This window comes from Amycolatopsis pretoriensis (assembly GCF_900107925.1).
In the GTDB taxonomy this organism is placed as follows: Bacteria; Actinomycetota; Actinomycetes; order Mycobacteriales; family Pseudonocardiaceae; genus Amycolatopsis; species Amycolatopsis pretoriensis.
In genome coordinates this window covers 588,978-614,180 of the sequence record NZ_FNUJ01000003.1, presented here as the reverse complement: position 1 = coordinate 614,180, position 25,203 = coordinate 588,978, and the positions used below count along the sequence as shown (strand labels likewise).

At 72.6% G+C, this 25,203-nt stretch carries 21 protein-coding genes; 16 read left to right on the top strand and 5 right to left on the bottom strand.

Annotated features, from left to right (window positions below):
* Positions 1-71: 71 nt before the first annotated feature.
* A complete protein-coding gene (locus BLV96_RS15365; RefSeq protein WP_086677654.1) occupies positions 72-1,088 on the top strand; it encodes an ABC transporter permease in 1,017 nt (338 codons plus the stop codon).
* 43 nt (positions 1,089-1,131) lie between these two features.
* Positions 1,132-1,542, top strand: a complete 411-nt coding sequence (locus BLV96_RS15360; protein WP_086677656.1) for a squamosa promoter-binding protein 15 — start codon at positions 1,132-1,134, stop codon at positions 1,540-1,542.
* 55 nt (positions 1,543-1,597) lie between these two features.
* Here BLV96_RS15360 and BLV96_RS15355 read toward each other — a convergent pair whose 3' ends face one another.
* On the bottom strand, positions 1,598-3,379 hold the full coding sequence (locus tag BLV96_RS15355) for an ABC transporter ATP-binding protein (RefSeq protein ID WP_167379606.1): 1,782 nt from the start codon (positions 3,377-3,379) through the stop codon (positions 1,598-1,600).
* Positions 3,380-3,492: 113 nt separating this feature from the next.
* On the opposite strand from BLV96_RS15355, the gene mshB reads away from it, so the two are divergent.
* The 3 genes from mshB to BLV96_RS15340 are packed head-to-tail and all read left to right on the top strand — an operon-like array spanning position 3,493 to position 5,498.
* A complete protein-coding gene (mshB, locus tag BLV96_RS15350; RefSeq protein ID WP_086677658.1) occupies positions 3,493-4,338 on the top strand; it encodes an N-acetyl-1-D-myo-inositol-2-amino-2-deoxy-alpha-D-glucopyranoside deacetylase in 846 nt (281 codons plus the stop codon).
* Between the two features lies 1 nt (position 4,339).
* On the top strand, positions 4,340-4,726 hold the full coding sequence (locus BLV96_RS15345; RefSeq protein WP_086677660.1) for a hypothetical protein: 387 nt from the start codon (positions 4,340-4,342) through the stop codon (positions 4,724-4,726).
* On the top strand, positions 4,719-5,498 hold the full coding sequence (locus BLV96_RS15340; protein ID WP_086677661.1) for a hypothetical protein: 780 nt from the start codon (positions 4,719-4,721) through the stop codon (positions 5,496-5,498). The genes BLV96_RS15345 and BLV96_RS15340 overlap by 8 nt, the downstream gene beginning before the upstream one ends.
* Positions 5,499-5,517: 19 nt before the next feature.
* Here BLV96_RS15340 and BLV96_RS15335 read toward each other — a convergent pair whose 3' ends face one another.
* Positions 5,518-6,276, bottom strand: coding sequence for a site-2 protease family protein (locus tag BLV96_RS15335; RefSeq protein ID WP_086677663.1), 759 nt, complete (start codon positions 6,274-6,276; stop codon positions 5,518-5,520).
* Between the two features lie 263 nt (positions 6,277-6,539).
* Between BLV96_RS15335 and BLV96_RS15330 the strand changes: the two genes are divergently transcribed.
* On the top strand, positions 6,540-6,827 hold the full coding sequence (locus BLV96_RS15330; RefSeq protein ID WP_167379630.1) for a WhiB family transcriptional regulator: 288 nt from the start codon (positions 6,540-6,542) through the stop codon (positions 6,825-6,827).
* 134 nt (positions 6,828-6,961) lie between these two features.
* A complete protein-coding gene (locus tag BLV96_RS15325; protein WP_086677664.1) occupies positions 6,962-10,234 on the top strand; it encodes a glycosyltransferase family 2 protein in 3,273 nt (1,090 codons plus the stop codon).
* Positions 10,235-10,264: 30 nt separating this feature from the next.
* Here the strand turns inward: BLV96_RS15325 and BLV96_RS15320 are convergent, their stop codons facing one another.
* Positions 10,265-10,729 carry a metallopeptidase family protein gene (locus BLV96_RS15320; RefSeq protein WP_167379605.1) on the bottom strand — a complete coding sequence of 155 codons (465 nt, stop codon included), beginning with the start codon at positions 10,727-10,729 and terminating at the stop codon, positions 10,265-10,267.
* A 79-nt stretch (positions 10,730-10,808) separates the two neighbouring features.
* On the opposite strand from BLV96_RS15320, the gene BLV96_RS15315 reads away from it, so the two are divergent.
* The 6 genes from BLV96_RS15315 (at position 10,809) to BLV96_RS15290 (ending at position 15,907) form a co-directional block, all read left to right on the top strand.
* Complete coding sequence (locus BLV96_RS15315; RefSeq protein ID WP_086677666.1) at positions 10,809-11,162, top strand: DUF3499 domain-containing protein; 354 nt, start codon at positions 10,809-10,811, stop codon at positions 11,160-11,162.
* Positions 11,163-11,242: 80 nt separating this feature from the next.
* Complete coding sequence (locus tag BLV96_RS15310; RefSeq protein ID WP_086677667.1) at positions 11,243-12,598, top strand: phosphomannomutase/phosphoglucomutase; 1,356 nt, start codon at positions 11,243-11,245, stop codon at positions 12,596-12,598.
* A gap of 75 nt (positions 12,599-12,673) precedes the next feature.
* Positions 12,674-12,895 (top strand): Trm112 family protein, encoded by a 222-nt coding sequence (locus BLV96_RS15305; protein WP_086677669.1) that lies wholly within the window; start codon positions 12,674-12,676, stop codon positions 12,893-12,895.
* The gene (locus BLV96_RS15300; RefSeq protein ID WP_167379604.1) at positions 12,879-13,973 is read left to right on the top strand and encodes a serine/threonine-protein kinase; all 1,095 of its coding nucleotides are present in this window, start codon (positions 12,879-12,881) and stop codon (positions 13,971-13,973) included. Before BLV96_RS15305 ends, BLV96_RS15300 begins: the two co-directional genes overlap by 17 nt.
* A 54-nt stretch (positions 13,974-14,027) precedes the next feature.
* Positions 14,028-15,257, top strand: coding sequence for a mannose-6-phosphate isomerase, class I (gene manA, locus BLV96_RS15295; protein WP_086677673.1), 1,230 nt, complete (start codon positions 14,028-14,030; stop codon positions 15,255-15,257).
* A gap of 98 nt (positions 15,258-15,355) precedes the next feature.
* Positions 15,356-15,907, top strand: a complete 552-nt coding sequence (locus BLV96_RS15290) for a hypothetical protein (RefSeq protein ID WP_091389197.1) — start codon at positions 15,356-15,358, stop codon at positions 15,905-15,907.
* A gap of 141 nt (positions 15,908-16,048) precedes the next feature.
* On the opposite strand, the gene BLV96_RS15285 is transcribed toward BLV96_RS15290, so the two are convergent.
* Positions 16,049-19,003: an AfsR/SARP family transcriptional regulator gene (locus BLV96_RS15285; RefSeq protein ID WP_086677676.1), complete on the bottom strand. Its 2,955-nt coding sequence runs from the start codon at positions 19,001-19,003 to the stop codon at positions 16,049-16,051.
* Between the two features lie 368 nt (positions 19,004-19,371).
* Between BLV96_RS15285 and BLV96_RS15280 the strand changes: the two genes are divergently transcribed.
* The 3 genes from BLV96_RS15280 to BLV96_RS15270 all read left to right on the top strand — a co-directional run bounded on the left by BLV96_RS15280 (position 19,372) and on the right by BLV96_RS15270 (position 22,830).
* Complete coding sequence (locus tag BLV96_RS15280; RefSeq protein ID WP_086677678.1) at positions 19,372-20,289, top strand: cation diffusion facilitator family transporter; 918 nt, start codon at positions 19,372-19,374, stop codon at positions 20,287-20,289.
* Positions 20,290-20,377: 88 nt separating this feature from the next.
* Entirely contained in the window at positions 20,378-21,904 is a 1,527-nt protein-coding gene (locus BLV96_RS15275) for an amino acid permease (RefSeq protein ID WP_086677680.1), read from the top strand.
* Between the two features lie 260 nt (positions 21,905-22,164).
* Positions 22,165-22,830: an LPXTG cell wall anchor domain-containing protein gene (locus tag BLV96_RS15270; RefSeq protein ID WP_086677681.1), complete on the top strand. Its 666-nt coding sequence runs from the start codon at positions 22,165-22,167 to the stop codon at positions 22,828-22,830.
* Positions 22,831-22,878: 48 nt separating this feature from the next.
* On the opposite strand, the gene BLV96_RS15265 is transcribed toward BLV96_RS15270, so the two are convergent.
* Positions 22,879-25,137, bottom strand: a complete 2,259-nt coding sequence (locus BLV96_RS15265) for a hypothetical protein (RefSeq protein ID WP_086677683.1) — start codon at positions 25,135-25,137, stop codon at positions 22,879-22,881.
* Between the last annotated feature and the right edge of the window lie 66 nt (positions 25,138-25,203).

Genomic DNA, 25,203 nt, shown 5'->3' with positions numbered 1-25,203 from the left:
GCGGGGGTGACCGGTTCCGGTCGCCCCCGCGTCCGTTTTCGCGCGACGATCGCCGGACCTGGGGGTTTCGGATGAATCTCGTGCTCTACGTGCTCCGCCGGCTGGTCATCTCCGTCCCGGTCCTGCTGGTCGGCACGTTCCTCTGCTTCGTCATGGTCGCCAACACGGGCGACCCGCTCGGGGAGCTGCGCAGCAAACCCGGCATCAACCTCGAGGCGATCGCCGCCACCGAGCACAAGCTCGGCCTGGACCAGGGCGTCGTCGCGCGGTACTTCACCTGGCTCGGCCACTTCCTCAGCGGCGACTGGGGCATCTCCATCGCCCAGGGCAACGCGCTCCAGCCGGTGGCGCCGAAGGTGATGGCGGCCTTCAAGGTGACGCTCGAGCTGGTGCTGGCCGCGTCGATCCTGGCGCTGGTCTTCGGCGTGCTGGTCGGGGTGCTCGCGGCCGTCAAGCAGTACTCGATCTGGGACTACCTGGCGACGACGCTGGCGTTCCTGATGTTCTCGATGCCGATCTTCTGCATCGCCATCGTCCTCAAGGGCTACGCGATCCGCCTGAACGGCTGGGTGCGGCAGCTGGGCCTGTCCGACGTCCTCGGCGACCCGTGGCTGCGCACGACGAGCCCGGAGAGCCTCTCGGCGACCGGAGTGGGCGACGCGCTCGCGAAGTACGTCGGCGCGTTCCTGCTGCCGACGCTGTCGATCATGGCCATCACGTCCGCCGCGTACAGCCGCTTCCAGCGGGCGTCGATGCTGGAGGTCCTGGGCGCCGACTACGTCCGCACCGCGCGCGCCAAGGGCGTCTCGAACAGCCGCGTGATCTGGCGGCACGCGTTCCGCAACGCGCTGATCCCGGTGATGACGCTGTTCTCGGTCAACTTCGGCGCCACGGTGACGGGCGCGATCATCACGGAGACGGTCTTCACCTGGCACGGCATGGGCACGCTGCTGGTGGAGGCGGTCAACAAGAACGACCCGCAGGTCCTGATGGGCTGGCTGGTGGTGATCGCGGCGAGCGTGGTGATCGCGAACCTGGTCGCGGACCTGCTCTACGGCATCCTCGACCCCCGCATCCGGGTGGGCTGAAAACGGCTGGCCCGGCGCGTCGGCGACCGGGCAGGATCGCCCGGTGAGCTGGGTGACGAACATGATGCTGTCCACCTCGATGGAGGACTGGAAAGCCGCCGAGGCGCTGAGCGAGTGGCTGCGCACCGAAGCGCCGAGGCGCTACGACTCCGCCGCGCTCGGCTGCGGCTACCTCCGCGAGCTGACCGGGGCCGAGGTCAATCCCTGGGGCGGCTGGAAGAACCCGGAGTGCCGGGTCTGGGCCGGCGCGCTCAACCACGCCGACCTGAGCGCGCTGCTCGACCGGGTGCAGACGCTGCCGTGGCTGGCCCCGCACGCCGTCCAGGTCTTCCTGATGGACCAGGAGCAGCTGTTCTTCCGGGTCTGGATGTTCCGCGACGGCGAGTTGCGCCAGTACGCCCCGGAGCGGCCCGATGAGGAGGATCCGGCCTTCGGCCCGCCGTACCACCCGTGAAACGCCGGAAGGCCGCCACCCGAGCCGGGTGGCGGCCTTCCGTGTCTTCAGGGCCTCAGTCGGCCACGGGGGCCAGCTTGCCGGCCTCCCAGGCCGCGCGGCGCTCGGCCTGCAGCACCGGGTCCGCGACCGGGGCCGCCGACAGGAGCCGGCGCGTGTAGTCCTGCTGCGGCGCGTGCAGCACCTGGTCGCGCGTGCCGACCTCGACGAGCTTGCCGTGCTGCATCACCGCGACGCGGTCGGCCAGCAGGTCGACCACCGCCAGGTCGTGGCTGATGAACAGGCACGCGAATTGCAGCGACTGCTGCAGGTCGAGGAACAGGTCCAGCACGCGGGCCTGCACCGACACGTCCAGCGCCGAGGTCGGCTCGTCCGCGATCAGCAGCGCCGGGTCGAGCGACAGCGCGCGGGCGATCGCCACGCGCTGGCGCTGGCCGCCGGAGAGCTCGTGCGGGTAGCGGTTCATGTAGTGCCCGCCCAGCTCGACCTTGTCGAGCAGCGAGCGCACCCGCGCCGACAGCTCCTTGCCGCTCAGCACCTTGTGCAGCACCATCGGCTCGGCGATCGACTCGCCGATCGTCATCTTCGGGTCCAGCGTGGACGCCGGGTCCTGGAACACGATCGAGAAGTACCGGCGAAGCGGGCGAAGCTCCTTCGCCGACATCTTCGTGATGTCCTTGCCCGCGATCGAGACCGTGCCCGAGGTCGGGTCGAGCAGGCGGATGGCGCAGCGGCCGACCGTCGTCTTGCCCGAGCCGGACTCGCCCACCAGGCCGACGATCTCGCCCTTGGCGATGGTCAGCGAGACGTCGTCGACCGCGCGGTTCTTGCCCTGACCGCGGCGGCCCGGGTACTCGAGCACCAGGTTCTTGATCTCGAGGGCCGGGGCGGCCTCCTCGATCACGGCCTCCAGTTCGGCGTCGGCCAGCCGGATCTCCTCGGCGATCCTGGCCGCCTCGGTGCTGTCGGAGGCGATCCCGGTGTCGTCGAGCAGGCGGCGTCCCTCGGGGCGCTGGCCGAGCACCGGCACCGCGGCCAGCAGCCGCCGCGTGTAGTCCTCCTTCGGCGACGCGAACAGCTCGCGCGACGGGGACTCCTCGACGATCTCGCCCTGGTACATCACGATGACGCGGTCGGCCATGTCGGCGACGACGCCCATGTCGTGGGTGATCAGCACGATCGCCGTGTCGAGGGTGTCGCGCAGCTTGCGCAGCAGGCCGAGGATCTCCGCCTGCACCGTGACGTCGAGCGCGGTGGTCGGCTCGTCGGCGATGATGACCTTCGGGTCGCAGGAGATCGCCATGGCGATGACGACGCGCTGGCGCAGACCGCCCGAGAGCTGGTGCGGGTACTGCTTGAACCGCAGCTCGGGGTTCGGGATGCCGACCATGTCCAGCAGCTCGACCGCGCGCTTGTCCGCGGCGGCCTTGGAGATGTCCAGGTGCGAGCGCAGGGCCTCGCGCAGCTGCCAGCCGACCGTGTAGACCGGGTTCAGCGCGGTCATCGGCTCCTGGAAGATCATCGCGACCTGGTTGCCGCGGATCTTCTGCATGTCCTTCTCTTTGAGATCCGCCAGGTTGCGCTCGCCGAGGCGCAGCTCGCCGGCGATCTTGCTGGTCTTGGGCAGCAGGCCCAGCACCGACATCGACGTGACGGACTTGCCGGATCCCGATTCCCCGACCACGGCGACGATCTCGCCGGGCTTCACGTCGAAGCCGATGCCCTTGACGGCATCGACGACGCCGTCCTCGGTCCGGAACGACACGCTGAGATCGGAGATCGACAGAACGGATCCGGACACGCCGGCGACGTCCGCCGAAGTTGCTTCAGTGCTCACCAAGATGCCCTTCGTGGGGGTACAGACGATCGCGACGCGGCGGTCGCGACTCGCGCGAGGATAACCGAGGGTGTCCCCGACGAAGGTCGGACCACGGGAATTACGCTCAACCCGTGATCTCCCCGGAACCGCGCAGGCTCCTGCTCGTCCACGCCCATCCCGACGACGAGAGCATCACCACCGGCGCCACGATCGCACGATACGCCGCCGAAGGTGCCGAGGTGACCGTGGTGACCTGCACTCTCGGTGAGGAAGGCGAGATCATGGCCGGCCTCGGCGAGCTGGCCGGGCTGGGCGCGTGGGCCGCCGACCAGCTGGGCGGCTACCGCGCCGCCGAGCTGCAGCGCGCGTGCGCCGCACTCGGGGTGTCACGACATCGTTATCTGGGCGGGATCGGGCGGTGGCGCGATTCGGGCATGGCGGGCACGCCGTCGGCGTCGCACCCGCGGGCCTTCACCGGCGGCAGCGCCGAGGAGCAGGCCGCGCAGCTGGCGGAGGTCCTCGACGAGGTCCGGCCGCAGGTCGTCGTCACTTACGACGCCTTCGGCGGCTACGGCCACCCCGACCACATCCGCGCCCACGAGATCACGATGGCCGCGGCCACCCGCGCGGAGCCGGTGGCCCGGGTGTTCCACACGGTGACTTCGCGGGACGCGGTCCGCGCCGGCTTGGCCGCTCTGCGTACCCGCGGCGACACGGCGTTCGCGGTGCCGCCGGACGACGAGCTGCCCGCGACGCCGGACGAGGACATCACGACCACGCTCGACGTCACCGCGTACGTCCCGGCGAAGCTGGCGGCGCTGCGGGCGCACGCGACGCAGCTCGCAGTGGTCGGCGGCGACGTCCCGTACTTCGCGCTGACGAACGAGGTCGCCCAGCCGATCCCGGCGCACGACTCCTTCGTCCTGGCGCACGGCCCGGCCGAGGGCGCGGCGGACGACCTGTTCGGCGGGCTGTGACGTGCCGGAGCCGCTGACCCTCGACCAGCGCCTGCTGCTGGTGCTGCTCGTCGTCGACACGGTGCTGCTGGCCGTGCTGGAGCTGTTCTTCCTGCCGTTGCGGATCGGCGTAGTGCCGCTGCCGGTGACGGTCATCGTCGGCGCCGTCACCACGCCGTGGCTGGTGTCGACGACCGCGAAGCTGGTGCGGCCCGGGCTTTCGTGGGTACCCCTGGCGGTGTGGGTGGTCGTCGTGTTCGGGCTCGGCCTGCTGGGCCCGGGCGGCGACCTGGTGCTGATCCAGGATTGGCGGGCCCTGGTGCTGCTCGGCGCGAGCGCGCTGCCGGGCGCGCTGGTGCTCGGCGGCGGGCTGGGCCAGGCGGCGGGAAGGAAACCGGGACGTGGCTGAGGCGATCTCCGACAAGCAGGTCGTGGCCGTGCTGCGGCCGTTCGTGCGGGCGTGCGGGCCGATGCTCGACGCGCTGCGCGAGTCGGACCCGTTCGGCCTGCAGGCGCGGGCGAAGGAAGACCTGGCCGAGGTCGAGTCCGGGCTCAAGGCGAAGCTGATCCACGGCGTCACGTCGGTGAAGGTGCCGGGCACGGCGGCGTGGGGCCGGATGACGGGCTACGACCGGTCGAGCTGGTGGATGAACCGCGTCGGCCGCTTCACGGCGCTGCTGACGTCGATCCCGGGCCTGGGCGGCGCGCTGGCCGACCGGCTCCCGGTGCAGGACACGCTCGGGGCGGCGTCCCAGGGGCTGCTGCTGTGCGCGATCGCGGGCGAGTACGGCGTGACGGACGTCGGCACCCGCGTCCGGCTCATCGCGTGGGTGCTCTTCGAACGCGACATCGACGCCGACCTCGCGGCGGGCAAGCACCCGGAGCACGACGAAGCCGCGGAGGCGGACGAAGCGGCTCGCCTGACCGAGGACCTGACGGCGTCGGAGAAGAAGCACGGCAAGGCGACGATCAAGGCGGCGGGCCGGACGCTGTGGCGGCTGGGCCGCGGGCTGCTGGGGATCACCGAGGAGCTGGAGAAGCGGCCGCGCGGGAACTTCCTGCACCGTGCGATCGGCATGTTGCCGGTCGTCGGCGCGGCGGGCGACTACCTCGGGGAGCGGTCGGGGCTGCGGGAAGTCTGGAAGCGCGCGCACGTCTGGCTGACCGAGCACCGCACGTGAGCGGTGCCCGGCCCGGGCCTCAGTTCCAGAACTGGAAGAGGACGAACCCGTTCCGCGCGCCGGGGTAGCCGCCCAGCTGGTCGAAGACCCAGTCGGCGCCGTCCCACAGCGCCGCGTTCGCCGGCGGGAAGAGGAACAGCAGCGCGAACAGCACGATCGGCGCCCATGGGCGGACCTGCGCGCCGAACGCGCGTGCCTGCGGCGGCAGGTACGGCTCGATCGCGCCCCAGCCGTCGAGGCCCGGGATCGGCAGGATGTTGAGGATGAACGTCACGACCTGGAGCAGTGCGAGGAAGGACATCGCCATCACCAGGCCGGGCGACATCGGGATCAGCGCGACCGCCAGGCACAGCGCCGCGCCGACCGCGAGGTTGCTCAGCGGCCCCGCCAGCGACACCCACGACGACGTCCCGCGCGACCGCAGCGCGCCGCGGTTGATCCAGACCGCGCCGCCCGGCAGCGGGATGCCGCCGATGAACAGGAAGATCAGCGGCAGCACGATCGACAGGACCGGATCGGTGTACTTCCGGACGTCGAGATTGAGGTAACCCTTGTGGGCGACGCTGTAGTCGCCGCCGCGGAAGGCCACCATCGCGTGGCCGAACTCGTGCAGCGTCAGCGACGCCACCCAGCCGGCGGCGACGAAGATCACCAAGCCGGCCACGGCCAGCGCGTCGTGATCTCGGACGAAGTACGGGTCGACGTAGCCGAAGGCGGCCATCACGCCGCCGGCGACGGTGAGCGCGAGGATGCCGAGGAAGACCGGGCTGGGGCGCACTGCTGACTTCTGCACGCTTCCAGTCTTCCGTATGCCCGGTGTGAAGTTACCGGCGTGTCCCCTTGCGCGATCGGGCCCGAACGTCCCCCGAACTCGCTACTCCGCTTGACCTGACCGCACTACACGGGTGTAATCACAGTGATGTCATTCGCCGCCTAGAGGGGACGGCGAGTGTCGTTTCACCACCGCCAGCCTGGGGAGTGCTAGGGAGCGAGGAGGCGGACGTGCGGTTGGAAGCCGATGGTAAGGAATGGGGGCACGTCATGAGTTGGGGCGAGATCCCGGAGCAGGCTCTGGGAGATCTCACCGAGCTCATCGATGCCACCGAAGAAGAGCAGGATTGGCAGGAACGCGCTCTGTGCGCGCAGACGGACCCGGAGGCGTTCTTCCCGGAGAAGGGCGGCTCCACCCGCGAAGCCAAGCGGATCTGCCTGGGCTGCGAGGTCAAGGACGAGTGCCTTGAGTACGCGCTGGCCCACGACGAGCGCTTCGGCATCTGGGGCGGTCTGTCCGAGCGGGAGCGCCGCAAGCTGAAGAAACGCGCGATCTAGAGGGGGAGTCACCGGTGGTGCGCCGGCGTCACCGGTGATTCCGTGAGGTGAACACGGCGTGGGTTCACCCATCGGGTGACGGACCGGGGCCGTAGGGTGGCCGCACCGACTCCCCGCCTGAACCGGAGTGTTCGTTGCCCCGCACCGCCGCGCCGCCCGTCCTGCGCACCGCGCCCGTTCTGGCCATTGTGGTCTGTCACAACGGCGAAAACTGGTTACCGCTGGCGCTTTCTTCGTTGCGCCGCAGCACCGTCCGGCCGCGGCACGTGCTCGCCGTCGATACCGGTTCGACCGACGCCACCGCCCGGCTGCTCGCCGAAGCGGCCGCCGATCCCGGCCCGGATTCTGCGCCCGTGCTCTCTGGCGTCGTCACACTTTCGAGCGATACCGGCTTCGCCGCCGCGGTCGCCGAAGCCGTCGCGCACGCCACCGAGCGCTGGGGTGATCCCGGATCGTGGCTGTGGCTGCTCCACGACGACTGCGCGCCCGAACCCGACTGCCTCGACGAACTCCTGCGCGTCGCCACCAAAAACCCGTCGGCGACCGTGCTCGGCGCGCTGGGGCTCGACTGGACCGACCCGCGGCTGATCGTCGAAGCGGGCCTGTCCACCGACGCCTCCGGCCACCGCCAGCAGATCGCCGCGCTCGGCGAAGAACCCGCCGAAGTGCTCGCCGTGCCCAGTGCCGGCTCGCTCGTGCGCCGCGACGCCTGGGACGACCTCGGCGGCTTCGACCCCGAATTCCCGTTGCTGCGCGAGGATCTCGACTTCGGCTGGCGCGCGAACGCCGCCGGCGGCGTCGTCCTCTCCGTGCCGACCGCGCGGGTGCGGCACGCGCGCGCCGTCACCACCGGGCAGCGCGCGGCCGACGCCGTCGCCACCCCGCTCGCGGCCGCGAACCGCGCCCACGGGCTGCGCGTGTTCCTCGTGAACTGCTCGCCGTTTTCCTTCTGGCTGGGCATGATCCGGCTCCCGCTGCTCTCCCTGCTGCGCGCGCTCGCCTTCGTCCTGTTGCGCCGCACCGGCGAAGCCCGCGCGGAGTTCGCCGCGGCGACGTACCTCCTCAGTGGACGCGGCGGATTGCGCGCCGCCCGGGCCCACCGGCGGCGGAATCCGCGGCCGGGCACGGTCCGCGGGCTCTTCACCGGACGCGGGACGCGGCTCCGCAACGCCGTCCGCGCCGGGGTCGTCGGGCTGGTGCGCCGCGGCGTCGAGGAAGATGTCGCACTCGGGCGCGTGCCCGAGACCGTCGAAACCGAATCCGCGTGGGTGACGCCGGAGGCGCTCGACGCGCGGGAGACCCGGCCGGTCGGGCCGGACGCGCTGCCGGCGGGCGCGTTGCGCGGGCTCAGCTCGCGCGGGTCCGGGCTGCGCAAGCCGGGCACGCTCGTCGCCGTCGCGCTGCCGGAAACCCCGGCGCCCGAAGCGGCCGTCGAGACCAAAGACGCCCCGGCTGTCGCCGAAGAGCCCGAGCTCGTCTTCGTCGAAGTGAACCGCCGGCGCGTGCTCGCGGCGACGATCTTCGCGCCGCCGGTCGTGCTGCTCGTCGTGATGACCGCGCTCGGACTGGTCGTCAACCGCGCCCGGCTCGGCCTCGACCTCTTCGGCGGCAAGCTGCTCCCGGTCGGCGGGCTGGGCGAGCTCTGGTCGTCGTACCTGACGCCGTGGCACGCGATCGCGGGCGGCACCGGCGCCCCCGCGTCCGCGACGCTCCCGGTGCTCGGCACGCTCGGCGCGGCGTTCGCGCCGATCGGCGGCCCGGCCGCGCTCGTGGCGATCCTGCTCCTCGGGGACATCCCTCTATCGGCGATAGGGGCGTATGTCGCGACTCGACGTCTGCGCGTGCGCCGCTGGGTCCGCGCGGTCATCGCCGCGACGTACGCGCTGCTGCCCGCCGCGACCGCCGGCGTCGCGCAGGGCCGGCTCGACGTCGTCGTCGTGCACCTCGCGCTGCCGCTGGTCGCCGCGGGCATCGCCGGGCTGCTGGTCCGCGCGGACACGCGCTGGCTGCACGTCTCCGCTCTATCAGCGATAGGGGTGGCGGTGCTCGGCGCGTTCTCCCCGCTCGCGCACGGGCTCGCGCTGGCCGGGCTGCTGATCGGGTTCGTCGTGCTGCCGGCACCGACGGGGCTCGCGCGGCGCATCGCGTCGGTCGGCATCGTCGTGCTGCTGCCGCTGGCGCTGCTGCTGCCGTGGCCGACGGTGCTGCTGCGGCACCCGGAGCTGCTGGTCCAGGGACTCGGCGGCGCGGCGGCGACGGTGTCCGGCACCGACCTGGCCGGCCTCGACCCCGGCGGGCCGGGCGCGTGGCCGATCGGCGTCGCGGTGATCGCGGCGGCGCTGATCGCGATCGTCGTGCGCCCGACGAAGCTCGCCGCCGGCGGACTCGCGCTCGCCGCGCTGGGCGCGGGCGGTCTCGTCCTGGTGCGCCTGGTGACGGCGACGCCGATGCAGGGTGGCGCGGCGGCGCACGGCTACGCGGGCGTGCCGCTGCTGATCACCGGTGCCGGGCTGCTGTGGGTCGTGCTCGGGTCGTGGCAGCGCGGCGGCTCGGCCGGGGTCCCGTCGCCGTGGCTGCCGAAGGTGTTCGCGGTCGCCGGGTTCGCGGTGTTCCTCGGGCTGGCGGCGGGCGCGGTCCTGGTCGGCGGTCAGGGGCCGCTGCGCGCCGGCGAACGGCCCGCGCTCGCGCCGGAGGTGTCCGCCGAGCTCGCGGCGTCCGGCCGGTCGATCCTCGACATCGAGACCGACGCGACCCGCCAGATCGGCGGCCGCCTGCCGCACTACGGCGACGACGAACTGGCGCCGACGCCGGGCACCCCGGCGCGGCTGGCGACGTGGCGCCGCGACCTGGGCCAGGGCGACGCGGCGGCGGTCCAGCGCACGTTCGCCGCCGCGGCGGCCGCGGGGGTGCAGTTCGTGGTCCTCCCGGCGGGCGTCGACCCGGCGGCGTACCCACCGCTGGCGAAGGACCTGGTCTCGGTGGCCGCCCCGACGTCCGACGGCCGGGGCGTGCTGCGCCTGCTCCCACCGGCGGGCCAGGTGATCCTGATCTCCCCCGAGCAGGCGAAGGCGGCGGTGACGGGCGGCGGCGCGCCGGGCAACGCACCGGGCGTGGCACCGGTCCAGGCGGGGCTGCCGGACGTCCGGGTCCGGGTGTCCGACGGCCCGACGGGCCGGTTGCTGGTGCTGGCGGCCGAGCAGGAAGCGGGCTGGAAGGCATCGGTGGGGGGCAAGAGCGTGCCGATCGTCCCGGCGTGGGGGCACCAGGTGGCGGTGTCGGTGCCGCCGGCGTCGTCGGAGGTGACGGTGGAGTTCCCGGGCACGGAACGGAACTTGCTGCTGCTGGCGCAGCTGGCGGCGGTGCTGTTCACGCTGCTGACGGCGGTCCCGGCCCGCCGCCGCCCGTGAGGGGAGCGGCGCTTTCACGTGAAAGTGCCGCTACTCGCCTTCGATGACGTCCGGTTCCACGCCGAGATACCCCGCCACCTGCTCTACCAGCACGTCGTGCACCAGATCCGCCAGCTCCGACGGATCCTTGGCCCGCGCCTCCAGCGGCCGCCGGTACAGCACGATCCGCGCCCGCGTCGGCATGCCCGTCCGGTCCACCCCCGCCGGGACCAGGCGCGACAGCGGTACCGCGCCGTCGTGCAGCACGCCGTCCGATGGCGCGCGGCCGTTCTCGCGGACCTCCGGCACGTCGTCGACCGCCACGTCCAGCTTCGTCAGCTCGTGGCGCCACCGGGCCTCGATCGGTTCCAGTGCGTCGAGCACCAGCGCGTCGAACCGCTCCGCGCGGCTCGCGGCGGCGGGCAGGGTCGCCGGGTACAGCGTCCCGCGCAGGCCCCGGCCGTGCCGGTCCCGTCGCGAACGCCGCCGCTGTCGGTAGTCACGAGCCGTCGCCACCCCGGAAGTCTATGCGGTCGGCGCGTCCCAGCGCGTGTCGCTCCTACTAGCTTGCGGCGACGCGCTATCGTTTCCGATCGTGCGGAACGTACGGAAGTGTTCGCGTACCGGCTGCCTCGAGCCGGCTGTGGCCACGCTGACGTATGCCTACAGCGACTCCACCGCCGTCGTCGGCCCCCTGGCCACCGCTTCCGAGCCGCACTCCTACGACCTCTGCGAAGCCCACGCGCTGCGGCTGACCGTCCCCAAGGGTTGGGAAGTCGTCCGGCACGAAGGGGCCTTCGCCGCGCCGGACCCGTCGGCGGACGAGCTGACGGCGCTGGCCGAGGCCGTGCGCGAGGCCGGCCGCCCCGGCAAGCCGGCCCCCGCGCCCGAGCCGGAGGGCCCGTCCGGGCGCCGCGGCCACCTGCGCGTCCTCCCCGGTCGCGCCTGAACGCGTAACCCACCACCACCGCCGGTAGGCTTTCCGCGCGGCGCAGCGGGCGCCGGGACGACTATTCGCGGGGAGACGGCGTGCCAGACCTTTCGGGCATCGTGAAGGCCTACGACATTCGCGGCGTGGTCGGCGAGCAGCTCGACGCGGACCTCGTCCGCGACTTCGGCGCCGCGTTCGCCCTGCTCATCAAGCCGGAAGCGCCGGCGGTGGTGATCGGGCACGACATGCGGGACTCGTCGCCGGGCCTGGCGGCCGCCTTCGCCGAGGGTGTCACCTCGCAGGGCCTCGACGTCGTGAGCATCGGGCTGGCCAGCACCGACCAGCTCTACTTCGCCTCGGGTTCGCTGAACCTGCCGGGCGCGATGTTCACCGCGAGCCACAACCCGGCCAAGTACAACGGCATCAAGATGTGCCGCGCGGGCGCGTCCCCAGTCGGCCAGGACACCGGCCTCGCCGAGATCCGCGACACCGTCGAGCAGGGCGTGCCCGGCTTCGAGGGCCAGCGCGGCACCGTGAGCGAGCGGGACGTCCTCGCCGACTACGCCGCCTACCTGCGCAACCTCGTCGACCTGTCCGGCAGCCGGCCGCTGAAGATCGTCGTCGACGCCGGCAACGGCATGGGCGGCCACACCGTCCCGACCGTGTTCGACGGCCTTCCGATCGACGTCGTCCCGATGTACTTCGAACTCGACGGCAGCTTCCCGAACCACGAGGCCAACCCGCTGGACCCGGCGAACATCGTCGACCTGCAGGCGAAGGTGCGCGAGGTCGGCGCGGACGCCGGTGTGGCCTTCGACGGCGACGCCGACCGCTGCTTCATCGTCGACGAGCGCGGCGAGCCGGTTTCGCCGAGCGCGATCACCGCGCTGGTCGCCGTGCGCGAGCTGGCCAAGGACCCGGGCGGCACGATCATCCACAACCTGATCACGTCCAAGGGCGTGCCCGAGATCGTCTCCGAGCACGGCGGCAAGCCGGTCCGGACCCGCGTCGGCCACTCGTTCATCAAGGCCGAGATGGCCCGCACGGGCGCCATCTTCGGCGGCGAGCACTCCGCGCACTACTACTTCCGCGACTTCTGGCGCGCCGACACCGGCATGCTGGCGGCGCTGCACGTCCTCGCCGCGCTCGGCGAGCAGACCGGCCCGCTGTCCGAGCTGACCAGCGCGTACTCGCGCTACGCGGCTTCGGGTGAGATCAACTCCACGGTCGACGACCAGGTCGCGAAGATGATGGCCGTCAAGGACGCCTTCGGTGCCCGCTCCGGCGTCGAGATCGACGAGCTGGACGGCCTCACCGTGCAGCTGCCGGGCGGCGCCTGGTTCAACCTGCGCCCGTCGAACACCGAACCGCTGCTCCGGCTGAACGTCGAAGCCGCGAACGCCGAAGCCGTGCAGGGGCTGGTGGACGAGGTACTCGCGATCATCCGCAACTGACCGTCCCCGGTGAAGGGCGCAACCGTGTCCGGAAGGTGCCCTTCACCACACCCCTCTGCGTGGTATGGAGGAACCATGGCCATCACGCTCGACGCCCAGCTCCTCGAGATCCTGGCGTGCCCGTCGCCCGATCACGCCCCGTTGCGCCCCGGGGCGCCGGGCGACCCCGAGGCCGACGCGCTGACGTGCACCGAATGCGGCCGGGTGTACCCGGTCCGTGACGGGATCCCGGTGCTGCTCCTCGACGAAGCCACCCTCTCTGGCGACAACGGAAAATCCGATGCCGACAGTGCTTGACGACTCGCTGCTGGACGACCCCGGGCGGCTGGCCGAGGCCGACAGCTCGGGGCTGCTCCGGGCCGCCGCGATGGCCGGCGCCCAGGTGCGGGCGACCGCGGAGCTGGCGGCCGAGCTGGAGCTGGCCGAACGGCTCGACGTGGGCCGCCCGCGCGCCGTCGTGCTGATCGACCGGCCCGGTGTCAGCCGCACGCTCACTCGGCTGCTGGCCGCCCTGCTGGCGCCGTCGTGCCCGGTGCCGGTGGTCGTCGCCGAGGTGGTGCCGAGCTGGATCGGCGCGCTCGACGTCGTGTTCGCGCACACCGACGACCCCGGCGACCGCGAACTCGCCGCGTCGCTGGAGCGAGCCGCCCGCTACGGCGCCTCGGTGGTGCTCTCCGCGCCGGCGGAAGGGCCGGTGGCAGCCGCCGTCGCGGGCAAGGGTGTGCTGCTCGCGCCGCGGATCCCGGTGCCGCCGGAACTGGCGTTCCCGCGCGGCCTGGCCGCCGGGCTGCTCACCGCGAACGCGCTGGGCCTGCTGATCTCCGACGTCCAGGTGCTGGCCGACCAGCTCGACCTGGAGGCCGAGAAGGACTACCTCGCCCGGGAGTCGTTCGCGAACCCGGCCAAGGCGCTCGCGCTGCGGGTCGCCGACCGCGTGCCGCTGCTGTGGGGGCTGGACCCGGTCGCGGTCGCCGTCGGCGAACACGCTGCGCACGCGTTTGCCGCGCACGCTGCTACTGTCTGTGACGTCGAGGACTACCGGCAAGCGCTGGCGCGTCCCGCATTGCGGCGGGCGGCGCAATCAAGTGGCGCGGAGCGTGACATCTTCGCCGATCCGGACGATCCATCAGGTGACATCCCCACCCGGGTGCTGCTCCTCTCGGTGCGAACCGGTCCGGCCACGGACGCGGCGCGCTACCAAGCGGAGGATCTGCTGCCGGGAGCGGACGTCATCGCCCCGGCCGAGGAGATCGAGGCGGACGAAATCGTGCGGGCCGCGGTGCTGGCGCTGCGGTTCGAACTGGCGGCGGTCTATCTCGGGCTGGCGGCGGGCAGCATCGGCGGCGCGGGTCGCTTCGCGCCCGCGACGGCGTGAGACCCGCCGAGCACCGGCCCCGGCCGGCGCCGAAGGAGTGGAGTTGAGGTGACAGTGGAGCTGCTGCGCAACGCGGTGCGGCCCTACGCCTGGGGATCGCGGACGGCGATCCCCGAGCTGCTGGGCCGTCCGGTACCCGCGCCGCACCCCGAGGCCGAGCTGTGGATGGGGGCCCACCCGGGCGACCCGTCGCACGTCATCGGCCCCGACGGGACCGAGCGGAGCCTGCTCGAGCTGGTGGACGCCGACCCACTCGGCCAGCTCGGCGAGCGCTGCGCGAAGCGGTGGGGCGGGCGGCTGCCGTTCCTGCTCAAGATCCTCGCGGCCGAGGAGCCGCTGTCGATGCAGGCGCACCCGTCGGCGGCGCAGGCCGCGGAGGGGCACGCCCGCGAGGAGAAGCTGGGCATCCCGCGCGACGCCTCGAACCGCAACTACCCGGACCCGACGGCGAAGCCGGAGCTGGTCTGCGCGCTGACGGAGTTCCACGCGCTGGCCGGGTTCCGCGCCCCGGACCGCACGGTCAAGCTGCTGAAGGCGATCGAGACACCCGGGCTGGCGAAGTACACGGGCCTGCTGGAGGCGCAGCCGGACCCGGCCGGGCTGCGGGCGCTGTTCACGACGTGGATCACGCTGCCGCAGGCGTCGCTGGACTCGTTGCTGCCGGAGGTGCTCGACGCCTGCGTCCGGCACGTCCAGGAACACGGCGAATTCGCGGTCGAGTGCCGGACGATCCTGGAGCTCGGCGAGGCGCACCCGCGTGACGCGGGCGTGCTCGCGGCGCTGCTGCTGAACCGGCTGACGCTGCGCGCGGGCGAGGCGATCTACCTGCCGGCCGGCAACCTGCACCTCTACCTGCACGGCACGGCCGTGGAGATCCTGGCGAACTCGGACAACATCCTGCGCTGCGGGCTGACGCCGAAGCACGTGGACGTGCCGGAGCTGCTGCGCGTGGTCGACTTCGCGTGCGGCGAGATGCCGGTCCAGTGCGGCGACGGCGGCGACCGGCTTTCGGTGTACCGGACGGACGCGCCGGAGTTCGAGCTCTCGCGCGTCGAATGGGCCGCGGGTCAGGACGACGAGATCTCGGTCGACAGCGCGGGCCCGCAGATCCTGCTGTGCACGGCGGGCGACCTGCTGGTGACGGCCGACGACGGCGAGAAGGTCGAGCTGCGGCGGGGTCAGTCGGTGTGGCTGCCGGCGGCGGACCCGCCGGTGCACGTCCGCCCGCTCGGCGGCGAGCGCGCGCAGCTGTTCCGGGCTACGGCGGGAACCTGCGAGGACTGACGCACTTCTGTGTGCGTTCCGTGTGGTGCTCTTCTCCACTATCGCTCGTAGGGGTGGTTGTTACGCCCCAACGCGCGATTTTCGAGGAGAACGAGCTTGTGACTTCCTATCCCGATGCCGCGACCGGGCTTCCCCAGCCTGCCCCGGTCCTGGCGCCGTCCCGGCCCGGAGCGCTGCTCGCGCTCGTGGGGGTGGCCGTGCTGTCGGCGCTGGCGGCGATCGTCGACGGGGTCTTGTACTTCGTGGGCGGCCGGGACATGGCGCTGGACGTCTCGGCGCGGACGATCGCGGCGATCACGGGAACGTCGGCGGACTCGGTGAAGGCCGACGGCGGCGCCCTCCTGCAGGCGGCCGCGGACGAGGTGCAGAGCACGCTGCAGGTCCGCGGCGGGCTGGCGGTCTTCTTCGGCGTGGTGCTGCTGGTGTGGGGGTTGTCGGCGCTGCGGGGAGCGGTCTGGGTGCGGGTGCTGCTGACGCTGGCGGCGCTGGCCAACGCGGGGGTGGCGGTACGCCTGGCGACGGACATCGAGGGCGGGACGGCGGCGATCCGCGGCGTGGCGTGGCTGGTCGTGGTGACGGGCCTGGTGGCCGTGGTGCTGTCGTGGCTGCCGGCGATCAACCGGTACGCGAAGGCTCGCAAGGTCCGTTAGCCCGCTGGGGGTGACGCCGGTCGCGGGGCCCGGCGTCCGTGGGCTTGGGGTGGTGCCGCGAGGGGGCGGCACCACCCCGTTTCCTCGCGAGTCGAGGAGCAGGGGTGCGCCGGGGTGGCGTTCGGTGGGGACGAGGGGCGTTCACCGGAGGCTGCTCGGGCGCGGCTCATTCCCGGGCTCGGTCAGCGCCACCAACGCCCGCCGCACCAGCGCCGCGCTCGCGTCTCGCGGGTCGGTCAAGCTCTCCGCCTCTTCAGCCGCCTCGCGGGCCGATGCCGGGTCGCCCACCGCTTCGCACGCTCGTGACAGCACCAGCCACGTCAACCCCGTGGCCGACCGGCTGCCCATCGAGCGGAACTCCTCCAGGCACGCCCGCAACACCGGGATCGCTTCCGCCGCGCGGCCTTCGCCGATCCAGCCCGCCGCTATCGCGCGCGTGCACGACAGCTCCCGGGGCCGTTCGTCGAGGTCACGGGCCAGCTCCCGGGCCTCCGAGAACGCCGCCGTCGCGCGGGCGCGGGCTCCCGTCGCCGCGCAGATCGCGCCCAGTGTCCGCAACGACTTCGCCAGCGCCGAACGCGCCGGCGTGCCGCGCAGCAGCGTCACCGACTCCGCGATCGCCGACGCCGCCTCCTCGTCCGCGCCCGTCAGCAGCGACGACCACGCGAACCCGTGCAACGCCACGCCGATCCGGTGTGGGTCGTCCGTCGCGCGGGCCGCCGCCAGCGCCAGCCGGTCGACGTCGTGCGCGTCCGCCACCCGGCCCAGCCGCAGCAGCGCCGCCGATTCGGCCGCCCGGACCAGGTGTGCCTCCGGCTGACCGTCCACAGTGAACAGTTCGCGGGCTTCGGCGGCGGTGTGCAACGCCTCTTCCGCGCGGCCCAGCCCGATCAGGCAGTGCGCCAGGTTCGCCGCGACCCACGCGTGCGTGCGCCGGTCGCCGCTCGCTTCGAGCTCCTTCGCGCACGAGCGGTACGCCGTCGCCGCCTCGAAGTAGTGGCCGCGCGCGTGCCGCAGCAGGGCCAGGTGCGCCTCCGCGAGCACCGCCGTCGCGCGGTCGGCGGCGGCCGCCAGCACCGTTTCGTACGCCGTGCGCATGTCCGCGTAGTGGCCGTGCAGGTACAGGTACACGCTCAGCTTGTCCAGCAGCAGCAACGCTTCCCGCGCGTCCAGCGAGCCGATGAGCCGCATCAGGTTCGCGCGCTCGGCCGCGAACCAGTCCTCCGGACGCTCCAGCAGCCGCGACACCAACGCGCCCGGCAACGGCTGCGGCAGCGGCTCGTGGGCCACCGCCGGCATCGGCAGCGTGCGCGGCAGCCGGGCCGCGGCCGCGCCGGCCAGCGCGACGGTCGCCGCCAGCACCGTCGCCGAGCCGCCCTCCTCGGCCGGCCCTTCCGCCGCGTACAGCCGGACGAGGTCGTGCATCCGGTACCGGCCCTCGCCGGTCGCGTCCGGTCCGCGTGCTTCCAGCAGGCTCGCTTCGACGAGCTCTTCGACCGCTTCGTCGGCGTCCGGCGTGCCGATGAGCGTCGTGACCGCCCACGCCGGCAGGTCGGTCAGCCGGCACCGCCCCAGCAGCCCGAACGCGCGCCGCGCCGGCGGCCGCAGCCCTTCGTGGCTCAGCGCGATGCTGCTCCGGACGGCCAGGTCGCTCACGGTCAGCTCGTCGAGGCGGCGGACCTCGTCCTCCAGCCGGTCGGCCAGCTCGCCCAGCCGCAGGTGCGGGCGGATGGTCAGCCTGCTGCCCGCGATCCGCAGGGCCAGCGGCAGCCGGGCGCACGCCGCGATGATCCGGCCCGCGTCCGCGCGCTCGCGGGTCACGCGCGCCCCGGCGAGGCGGTTCAGCAGCTCGGCGGCCTCGTCGCCGGACAGCGGGCCGAGCGCCAGCCGGTGCGCGCCGGCCAGGCCGCTCAGGCGCTGCCGGCTCGTCACGAGCACCGCGCAGCCCGGCGTGCCCGGCAGCAGCGCGCGGACGTGCTCGGGGTCGACGGCGTCGTCGAGCACCACCAGGACCCGCCGGTCGGCCAGCCGGCCGCGGAACACCGCCGCGCGGGCGCGCACGTCGTCCGGCACCGCCGGGCCGGGCACGCCGAGCGCGCGCAGCAGGTCGGCCAGCACCTCGCCGATGTCGCGCCCCAGCGGGACGTACAGCTGGCCGTCCGGGAACCGCGCCCGCAGCCGGTGCGCGGCGCGGATGGCCAGGGTGCTCTTGCCCGCGCCCGGTTCGCCGCTGAGCACGGCGACCGGTACGCCGTCGCCGTTACCCAGCACGCTGGTCAGCTCGGCCAGTTCGGCTTCGCGGCCGGTGAAGTCCGCGATGTCCGGCGGCAGCTGGCACACCGGCCAGACCGGCGGCGGCATGCGCGGCACGGGATCCTCACCGCGCAGGACGGCGGCGTGCACCCGGCGGGCTTCAGCGCCCGGTTCGACGCCCAGCTCCTCGATCAGCGTGGTCCGCAGCCGCCGGTAGATCTCCAGCGAGTCGCCCTGCCGCCCGGCCCGGTGCAGCGCGATCATCAGCTGCGCGGCCAGCCGTTCGCGCAGCGGGTGCTCGGTGATCATGGCCTGCAGCTCACCGGTCAGCTCCCCGTGACGGCCCGCGGTGAGTTCGGCGTCGACGCAGTCTTCGAACACGGCGAGCCGTTCGGACTCCAGCCGCGCGACATCGGCGTCGAGCAAGGGGACGTGCAGCCCGGCCAGCACCGGCCCCCGCCACAGCCCGAGCGCCCGCCGGTAGTGCCCCGACGCGGCGACGGCGTCCCCGGCCCGCTGCCCGTCCGCGACGGCCGCCCGGAAGACGAGCAGGTCGAGCTCACCGGGTTCGACGCGCAGCCGGTAACCGAGCGGCCCGTGGCCGACGCGCAGGCCGTCGACGCGTTCGCGCAGCCGCGAGAGGTAGGTGTGCAGGTTGGAGGCGTAGGACTTCGGCGGCCGCTCCGGCCACAGCGCTTCGACCAGCACGTCGACGTGGACGTGCTGGTTGGCGTTGAGCAGAAGAACGGCCAGCAGGGTCCGCTGCCGATCACCGCGCAGCGCGACCCAGTGCCCGGGCGGCGCTTCGACGGCGAGCGGCCCGAGCACGCCGAAGTGAGCCATGTCCACCTTCCCCAGTGCCGGAGCGGCCCACCGTAGCGAAGGGGTCCGACAGAAACGGGCCGGTTCACCGAAGGCGGCAGGCTCGCCGGCGAAGGGTGGCCCCGGCCGGGGCCGCCTCCCCAGGGCGCCGGGTCGCCGAAATCCGCCGCGGCCGACGGCACCAAGGGCCGCTTCTCGCGGGTCGCCGGTGGCCCCGGTCGGAGCGGCCACCAGCGCGGAGGGCCCCGACAGGACCAGGCCGAGGATCGGCCGGACCGCCGGTCCCCACTGTCGGCTGAGCCGCAAAACCGGGCGGTGCGGCGCGGGAACCGATCAGGGTCCTCTAGGCTCCAACCCGGCAATTCGGGAACTTCGGCAGGGGAGCGGTCGTGTCAGCTGGAGGCGGAACCAAGGCGATCATCGCCGCGCTGGGGGCGAACGCCGGGATCGCGGCCGCGAAGTTCGTCGGCTTCCTCGTCACCGGGTCGTCGTCCATGCTCGCCGAGTCCGTGCACTCGCTGGCCGACACCACGAACCAGGGCCTGCTGCTGCTCGGCCAGAAGACGTCGAAACGGGCCGCCGACAAGGAGCACCCCTTCGGCTACGGCCGGGACCGGTACTTCTACTCCTTCATCGTCGCGCTGATGCTCTTCACCCTCGGCTCGGCCTTCGCGATCTACGAAGGCGTCCACAAGGTCGGCCACCCCGAGCCGCTCGAGTCGCCGATCGTCGCCGTGGTCATCCTGCTCGTCGCCGTCGGGCTGGAGGGTTACAGCTTCTACACCGCCATCGGCGAGTCCAAGAAGATCAAGGGCGACGCCACGTGGTGGGGCTTCATCCGCCAGGCCAAGGAGCCCGAGCTGCCCGTCGTCCTCCTCGAGGACGCCGGCGCGCTGATCGGCCTCGTCCTGGCGCTGCTCGGTGTCGGGCTGTCCGTTGTCACCGGGAACCCCGTCTGGGACGGCGTCGGCACCCTCGCCATCGGCGTCCTGCTCGGCGTCATCGCGATCATCCTCATCGTCGAGATGAAGAGCCTGCTCATCGGGGAAGGCGCCACCGAGCCGGTGCTCGCGACGATCGTCGACGAGCTCGCCGCGGGCAAGGTCGAGCGCGTCATCCACATCCGCACCCAGTACCTGGGCCCGGACGAGCTGCTCGTCGCCGCGAAACTGGCGATGGTCCCCGGCCTCGACACCGCCGAGCTGGCCTCGGCCATCGACGACGCCGAGGCCCGCGTGCGCGCCAAGGTGCCGGTCGCGAAGCTGATCTACCTCGAACCGGACCTCGACCGCAGCCTCGCGAAGTAATACGAGGACTTCTCGGCGAGCCGTCACGCGGCTGACCCGATAGGGTGACCTACTGCGATACATGCAGGCCAGCCGCAGGAGGTCAACGGTGCCCGGAACGGGATTGTGGCGCACTAAATCGATCGAACAGTCCATTAAGGACACCGATGAGCCGGACACCAAGCTCCGGCGGAACCTGAGCGCGTGGGACCTCACGGTCTTCGGCGTCGCGGTCGTCATCGGTGCCGGCATCTTCACGCTCACGGCACGCACGGCCGGCGACTACGCCGGCCCGTCGGTCTCGCTGGCCTTCGTCTTCGCCGCGATCGCCTGCGCGCTGGCGGCGTTGTGCTACGCGGAATTCGCCTCGACCGTGCCGGTCGCGGGCAGCGCGTACACGTTCTCCTACGCCACCTTCGGCGAATTCATGGCGTGGATCATCGGCTGGGACCTGATCCTCGAGCTCGCCGTCGGCGCGGCCGCGGTGTCCAAGGGCTGGTCGGTCTACCTCGAGACGGTGCTCGGCTACCTCTTCGGCAAGGGCACGAAGACGACGTTCGACATCGGCAGCGTGACCGTCGACTGGGGCGCGCTGCTCGTCGTGGCGGTCCTGACGACCCTGCTGGCCGTCGGCACGAAGCTCTCGTCGCGGGTCTCGATGGTGATCACCGGCATCAAGGTCGCCGTCGTGCTGTTCGTCATCATCCTCGGCATCTTCTACATCAAGGGCGCCAACTACACGCCGTACATCCCGCCGGGCGAGACCGGTGGCGCGGGTGAAACCGGCGTCGACCAGTCGCTGTTCTCGCTGATCGCGGGCGGGGCGAGCAGCTCGTTCGGCGTCTTCGGCCTGCTGGCCGGTGCCTCGCTGGTGTTCTTCGCGTTCATCGGTTTCGACATCGTCGCGACCACCGCCGAGGAGACGAAGAACCCGCAGAAGGCCGTCCCGCGCGGGATCATGGGCTCGCTGGCGATCGTCACCGTGCTGTACGTCGCGGTCTCGCTGGTGGTCGTCGGCATGACGTCGTACAAGGACCTCTCGACGAAGGCGGGCGACGGCAGCCACAAGACCCTCGCCACGGCGTTCTCCGCGAACGGCGTCGACTGGGCGGCCAACATCATCTCCTTCGGCGCGCTGGCCGGCCTGACCACGGTCGTCATGGTGCTGATGCTCGGCCAGGTCCGGATCATCTACGCGATGTCGCGCGACGGCCTGATGCCGCGCGGCCTCGCCAAGACGGGCGAACACGGCACGCCGAAGCGCGCGACGCTGATCGTCGGCGGCCTGGTCGCCCTCGCGGCCGGCTTCTTCCCGGCGGACAAGCTCGAAGAGATGGTCAACGTCGGCACGCTGTTCGCCTTCGTGCTGGTCTCGGCGGGCGTGCTGATCCTGCGCCGGACGCGGCCCGACCTGCCCCGCGCGTTCAAGGTGCCGCTGGTCCCGCTGATCCCGATCCTGGCGATCCTCGCCTGCGTGTGGCTGATGCTGAACCTGACGGTGCTGACCTGGCTGCGGTTCGTCGCCTGGATGGTCGTGGGCGTGGTGATCTACTTCGCCTACAGCCGGCGGCACTCGCTCCTGGGCAAGCGGCAGGCGGACGGTGTCGACGAGCCCGTCAAGGCCCCGGAGGCGTAGCACTTCACTCTTTCGGGAAGTCCCGCCGATCTGCGTTCGCGCAGGTCGGCGGGGCTTTTTCGTAGGATTTCACATCGGACGATCTTGCTGTTCGTACCTAAAAGGGGACCCGGTGTAGCGGGGTGAGTGACGTGCGATACCTTTCGATCCTTCGCGCACCACAGACGGGTGAATTACAGCAGCGTGATTCACACGCTCGGTGGCTTCGCGACCCCAGATTTCGCTAGTGCTCTCTCCCCCGCCGGTTACAGGAGTTCTGAATGCGCAGACGTAGCATCCGTGGCGCCGTCGCGATCATGGCGCTGACCACCGCCGCCCTCATCGGCACCGCCGGCTCCGCGCTGGCCTGCCACAGCGACGACACCCGCCCGCACCCGACGCCGGGTCAGGCGACGCCGTGCGCCAAGGGCACGGACCTCAAGCAGAGCGACGTCGAGTTCAAGATCGTCAAGAACCGCCTCAACATCTCCGAGGTGCACGAGGGCGTCACGGTCACGCGCATCGTCGTCGTCGGTGGCGACGACGGCTTCAACGACTACACCCCGGGCGCCAAGGGCCTCGACAAGTCCGCGCCGTGGAACGACCTGCGCGCGCCGTTCAGCCGCAACGGCCACCAGGCCGACATCAACCACTGGTACCTCTGCGGCAAGAAGACCGAGAAGCCGTCCGAGACCAAGACCCCGCCGACCACCAAGCAGACCGAGACCACGAAGCCGAGCGCTCCGGCCTCCTCGGAGACCACCGTGGCGCCGACCAGCACCACGGGTGCGGCCGTCCTGCCGGCGGGCAACGAGTCCGGCACCGGCGGCGGCCTGGCCAACACCGGTTTCGACAACATGTGGCTGGTCTGGATCGCGGCCCTGCTGATCCTCGGCGGTGGCGGCCTGCTCGCGCTGCTGAAGTTCCGCCGCAAGGCTTCCGAGTGAAGCTGAGCTAGCTCGCGGTCGAAGGCCCCTCGCTCCGGCGAGGGGCCTTCACTGTTTCAGGGGGAAGTCCCCGAAGAGCAGGCCCTGCTCACCGCCGGTGGGCTTGCCGAGCCCGGCCGCCATCGCGACGGCGTGGTCCCACTCGGCGTCGACGACGTAGTCCTGGTGCTTGAGCACCCCCGGCGCCCAGCGGTGACGCCCGGTCGGGCCGCGCAGCGGGTCCGGCAGCCAGTGGTCGCCGCCGAGGATGAGGACGCCGTTCGCGTCGGCCTTCGCCTTCAGCGGCCCGATGCCGCCTTCGGGCTGGTAGCCGACGCCGAAGAGCTGCCGGTCGGAGACCTCGTGGCGCCACGTCGTCACGCCGCCGCCGAAGATGTCGGTGCCGCGGCACAGCGCACGCCACCGGCCGTCGAGGTCGGCGAAGAGCGTCTCGAGCGCTTCCTGGGGCAGCAGCGCCGGGAAGGCGCGCTGGTAGCCCCACTGCAGCGGCGAACCCGCGGTGAGCACGCCGACGCGTTCGAGGTCGGCCTCCGGCAGTTCGGCCGCGAGCCGCGCGGCGGCCATGACCGTCAGCAGGCTGCCCAGGTTGTAGCCGGAGAGCACCACCCGCGTCCCCGGTTCGGCGAGGTGCTCGCGCGCCCGCGCGGCCAGTTCCGGGACGACCTTCAGGGCGTAGCAGGGCGGCACGGTCGGGTGCGCGGCCCGCGGCCAGAAGCAGACGAGGTCGGCCAGGGCGCCGAGGTGCCGGCTGCGCTGCGGGGTCCGCGCGGCCGTGTAGACGACGCGCAGCAGGCCCGCGGCCAGCGCGCCGAGCGCGACGACGCCGATCGCGGACAGCGGCCCGAACCAGCCGGGGACCAGCCCGAACCCGAACCGCAGCACGAGCAGTGCCGCGCCGCCCGCGGACATCGCGGACGCGACCGTCAGCGCGAGGTGGTGCAGGTGCCGCCGCTCCCACGCCGAGCGCGCCCACGCGGCCGCGGCCTGGGCTTCCTGACGCTCGTCGTGCTCCATCAGCGTGACGATCTCCGGGACGCCGCGGCGCAGCCGGCGCAACGGGACGGCGACCGCGAAGCCGAGCACGCCGAGCACCGCGGCCAGCGCCAGCCCGGCGCCCCACAGCACGGTGACCAGCAGGTACGTGTTCGGGACCGTCAGCAGTTCCGCCCCGGAAAGCCGCCGGACGGCTTCGGCGAGCCCCGCGCCGAACCCGCCGCCGAGCAGCCCGGCCAGCGCGAGCACCGGCGCGGCCGCCCAGCCGCCGAGCCACGGCCGCAGCCGGCGCGGCTTGTGCTCCCAGCTCGGCCGGGCCAGCAGCGCGGCCGGGAGCAGGAACAGCGCGAACAGCACCGTGACGGCGACGAGCGCCGCGCCGAGCCCTTCGACGACGCCGTTGGTGCCCGGCAGCGGGCCGGCGCCGGGCCGCAGCCGGACCGCGGCCACGACGACGAGCACCACGGCCAGCCCGATCACGCCGGGCCGGGCGAACCGGCCGGTGTCGACGCCGATCGCGGCGGCGACGATCGTCGCGACGACCAGCGCCAGCGTCACGATCCAGACGACCAGGTCGAAGACGTTCCCCGGCACGCGGAACGGCCCGCCGAGCAGCAGCAGGGCAACCGAGACCAGCGCCGCGACGGTGTGCAGGCAGCGCAGCGCCGGCGTCTCCGGGTCGGCGCGCATCCGCAGCGGCCCCTCGGTCAGGTCGCCGTCGGCGTGCACCGCCCAGGTCGCGCTCGAGATCCGGTGCAGGACGAAGATCACGAGCAGCAGGGGCAGCACGCCCACCGAGATCCGCGCGGGTACCGAGCGCAGGACGTCCGGGACCGCGGGCAGGCAGCCCGACCCGGGCGCGAGGCACTGCGCGGCGAACAGGTCGAGCGCGATCGTCGCGAGCTGGCCCATCAGCAGCATGGTCAGCAGCAGGGCGCCGACGCGCAGCAGGCCGCGGCACACGGCGCCGAGCCCGCGCGCGAGACGGCGTCCCGGCGGAGCCGGCGGCAGCATCCAGAACGCGACGTTGGCGAGGGAGAACGGGAACAGCAGCGCCCAGGTCGCCTTCGCGGCGCCCCCGGACGTCATGCCGCTCCAGAGGTAGCCTTCGAGGGTCCGCGGGATCGACCGGCCCAGCGCCGGCAGCACGGGCCCGGGCGCCGGGCGCCGCAGCCGGTCGGCCGGGCGGATCACGCGGCCCAGCCCGTCGCCGGCGACGTCGACGGTCGCGACCGCGTCGAGCAGCGTCTCCCCGCTGGTGCCGACCAGCCCGGCGACGCGGATTTCGACGACGCGGGTGTCCGGGCCGGGCATGGGCACGGTAAAGGCCTCCTACGTGATCCTAGGGAAGGTCGAGCGGACAACGGTAGTGTTCGGACG

Excerpts from the sequence above, each read along its gene's own strand:
- BLV96_RS15365 (WP_086677654.1), top strand. The coding sequence starts at position 72 with ATGAATCTCGTGCTCTACGTGCTCCGCCGGCTGGTCATCTCCGTCCCG.
- BLV96_RS15330 (WP_167379630.1), top strand. The coding sequence starts at position 6,540 with ATGAGTTGGGGCGAGATCCCGGAGCAGGCTCTGGGAGATCTCACCGAG.
- BLV96_RS15305 (WP_086677669.1), top strand. The coding sequence starts at position 12,674 with ATGGCCATCACGCTCGACGCCCAGCTCCTCGAGATCCTGGCGTGCCCG.
- BLV96_RS15300 (WP_167379604.1), top strand. The coding sequence starts at position 12,879 with ATGCCGACAGTGCTTGACGACTCGCTGCTGGACGACCCCGGGCGGCTG.
- BLV96_RS15285 (WP_086677676.1), bottom strand. The coding sequence starts at position 19,003 with ATGGCTCACTTCGGCGTGCTCGGGCCGCTCGCCGTCGAAGCGCCGCCC.
- BLV96_RS15270 (WP_086677681.1), top strand. The coding sequence starts at position 22,165 with ATGCGCAGACGTAGCATCCGTGGCGCCGTCGCGATCATGGCGCTGACC.
- BLV96_RS15265 (WP_086677683.1), bottom strand. The coding sequence starts at position 25,137 with ATGCCCGGCCCGGACACCCGCGTCGTCGAAATCCGCGTCGCCGGGCTG.